This window comes from Leptothrix ochracea L12 (assembly GCF_000262525.1).
Window position 1 is genome coordinate 10,505 of sequence record NZ_JH660696.1, and the last position, 2,829, is coordinate 13,333.

Genomic DNA, 2,829 nt, shown 5'->3' on the forward strand with positions numbered 1-2,829 from the left:
GGGCTGCCGATTCCGCAAATCGGGGCCACCGACTGGGGCCTGCGCTTGGCGCGCGATTGGGGCTTGAAAATCGTCGAGACTCGCCCCGCCTTGGTGCCGCTGACGTTTGCATCCAGTGAATGGGCACCGTTGGTGGAGCTCTCCGGCTTATCGCTGCCGGCGCGGCTCACCTGCGGCGGCGGCAAGGGCGCCCCCAAAGGCGCGTTGAAGGGTGAATTTTTAGAAGATGTGCTGTTCACGCACCGGGGCCTGAGCGGGCCGGGCACGTTGCAAATTTCCAGCTATTGGCGTGGCGGACAAGCCATCCAGATGGATCTTTACCCCCAAGGCGATTTGGCGCACACCCTGCGCGAGGCCAAAAACGGTTCGCGTCGTCAGCTCAGCACCGTGCTGGCGCAGCACCTGCCGAATCGTTTGGCGGAATTCTGGCTGCAACGCCTGAGCTTGAACCCCAGCCAGCCGATGGCCGAGATGAAGGATCGCGACATCGAGCGCTTGGCCCAAGGCGTGCAGGCGTGGAGCCTGAAGCCCGACGGCACCGAAGGCTGGAAGAAAGCCGAAGTGATGGTGGGCGGCGTCGATACGCGCCAACTCAGCTCCCAAACCATGGCCAGCCTGAGCATCCCCGGCCTGCACTTTATCGGTGAGGTGGTGGATGTGACCGGCTGGCTGGGGGGCTACAACTTCCAGTGGGCGTGGGCCAGCGGTGCAGCGTGCGCCGAGGCGTTGAGCCCCGGCGGCACCCTGTGAGCCAGCCCTCGTCAAGCGCCCTTATCAAGCGCCTTCGTCAAGCTCGTTACTTCGGGTCTTTACAAGCCGCTGCCGGAGCTTGGACCGGATGATCCGCGATCCAGACTTCCACGCGGCGGTTGCGTTCGCGACCGGCTTCGGTGTCGTCCGCAGCCATCGGTACCGCAGCACCGAAGCCATAAACCACCTTGGCCTTGACGCCGTACGTTGCCAGTTCAGCTGACACCGCCGCAGCCCGCTCTTGCGAGACCTTGCACGGTGCGGTGGCTGTGCCGTCAGTGAAGCCAAGCAGCATGACTTCGCTCTTCTTGCCCCGAGCACCGATCAACTGAGCGATCCGGCCCATGTCGCGTTCGGCCTTGTTGTCCAAGGTCATCGAACCGGGTTGGAAGCGCAGGTTGATGGACAAGCGTTGCGAGCCTTCAACCAACTGGTTATAGGCCGAAGAACTGGTTGCCACACCCTTGGCTTCGACCGCTTCAGCCGCTTGGCCGATGAACCCAGCCTTGTCCACAACCTTCTGAGCTTCGGGCGAGACCGCAAACTCGGCAAAACGCACCGCCAAAGCGTTGGTGGTCATCGGCGGCACGTACATGAACAAGCGGCGTGTCAGCGGGTAATCTTCGGCGCCCACCGTCAGCTTGGTCGGGCGCATCGGCTCGTGGGTCCCGTCAGAGATCGCCACCACCTTGGATTGGTGGATGTCGTTCATGGCCACAAAGCCGATGGCTTGCGGATCCTTGGCCACCAAGTCAGACAGCACGCCGCCGCTGTCAGCCACCTTGGCCGATTTATCGACGTCAGCCCCACCCATCACCTGACCCTTGAAGGCGTCATAAGTGCCGGATTTTTCGTCGCGCGAGATCAGCTTGATCGGACCGGGCTTGCCGCCCACCTTGGACCAGTCGGTGATCTTGCCGCCGAAGATGTCGCGCAACTGCGCCAGCGACAAGCGGGTGATCGCGTTGGTCGAGTGCGTCACGATGGCCGTGCCGTCCAAGGCGACCACGTATTCGGCGCCGTCAGCGTTCAGGTTACCCAGGGCCTTGGTCAGTTCCAGCTCGTTTTTCTTGATCGGCCGCGAGCTCATGGCGATGTCCGCCTTGCCCGCGCTCAGATCGGCAAACCCTGTGCCTGAGCCGTGCCCGTAGACCTCGATGCGCACCGGCACGCCGTCGGTTCCCCGGGCCGTAACCACGATTTCATCCACCGTTTTGGTCGGGTGCTGCTCAATCTGGGTGTAGCCCTCTTGCGCCAAGAACGCCTTGAGCAGTGCCGGTGCCAGCGTCGTGCCCACCGTGTCTGAGCCATGCAAGCGCAAGACGGTGTTTTCTGCGTTGGCTGTCGAGCTGGCCGAGGTTTTACCCCCGCCGCCGCCTGAGCCACTCATGGCCCACCAACCGCCACCCAAAGCCACCAAAGCCAGGGGGATGGCGATGGCGAGGACGTTCATTTTTCCCTTGCCGCCCCCGCCAGCCGACTCATCGACCCGCAGCAGCGGCGAGCCGCACTTGGGGCAACGTGAGTTGCTGTCGTCATAGGGCAGTTGCGTGCGTTTTTCCGCATGGGTACACGCGCTGGGGAGATTGGTACAGATACCGTGGGTCATAGCATGGCTTCCTGTCGAACAAAACGCATGGCGGCGCGAGCAGCTTCACTCCACGCCAATGACACGGCATCCAGCTCTGAAGCTGGTGCTGCCGATCGGATTGCTTCGATGCGCCTTCGCATCGAATTACGCAATGCTTCCTGTCGGTCGGCGGCATGAATCTGGCGTATCTGTTCCGGCTCAAGCAGAGCCTTCTTCAACGCATCAAAGACTTCATGTTCCGCGCGGGCAACCGCGTCGATCCAGTCCCGACCCAGCACCTTGCGTGCGATGTCGAAACCGTCCTCATCGACTTGTTGCCACAACAACCGTTTTCCCCGTTAGCGGGGTCTGTTTCTTCTGAAATCAAGCCCACCGCCTCGGCCAGCAAGAGCACACGGCGTACTTGCAAGAGCCATTCCGGCGAGGGTGCGGGTGCCTCAGGCACCACGGGCGGCGGCACGAGCAGTGCCGGCGCTGGCGCGGGGGGG

General features: G+C 62.8%; 3 protein-coding genes. 1 reads left to right on the top strand and 2 read right to left on the bottom strand.

What is annotated here, in order from left to right; all coding sequences use genetic code 11:
* On the top strand, nucleotides 1-750 hold a 750-nt coding region (locus LEPOCDRAFT_RS02515; RefSeq protein WP_043909932.1), incomplete at its 5' end, for an aminoacetone oxidase family FAD-binding enzyme.
* Between the two features lie 46 nt (nucleotides 751-796).
* Here the strand turns inward: LEPOCDRAFT_RS02515 and LEPOCDRAFT_RS02520 are convergent.
* Together LEPOCDRAFT_RS02520 and LEPOCDRAFT_RS02525 are read right to left on the bottom strand one after the other, a co-directional pair.
* Nucleotides 797-2,359, bottom strand: coding sequence for a substrate-binding domain-containing protein (locus tag LEPOCDRAFT_RS02520; RefSeq protein WP_009453660.1), 1,563 nt, complete (start codon nucleotides 2,357-2,359; stop codon nucleotides 797-799).
* A complete protein-coding gene (locus tag LEPOCDRAFT_RS02525; protein WP_043909934.1) occupies nucleotides 2,356-2,667 on the bottom strand; it encodes a hypothetical protein in 312 nt (103 codons plus the stop codon). Before LEPOCDRAFT_RS02525 ends, LEPOCDRAFT_RS02520 begins: the two co-directional genes overlap by 4 nt.
* Nucleotides 2,668-2,829 lie beyond the last annotated feature (162 nt).

Bases quoted from the DNA above. Each gene is read 5' to 3' on its own strand.
- LEPOCDRAFT_RS02520 (WP_009453660.1), bottom strand. From the start codon at position 2,359: ATGACCCACGGTATCTGTACCAATCTCCCCAGCGCGTGTACCCATGCG.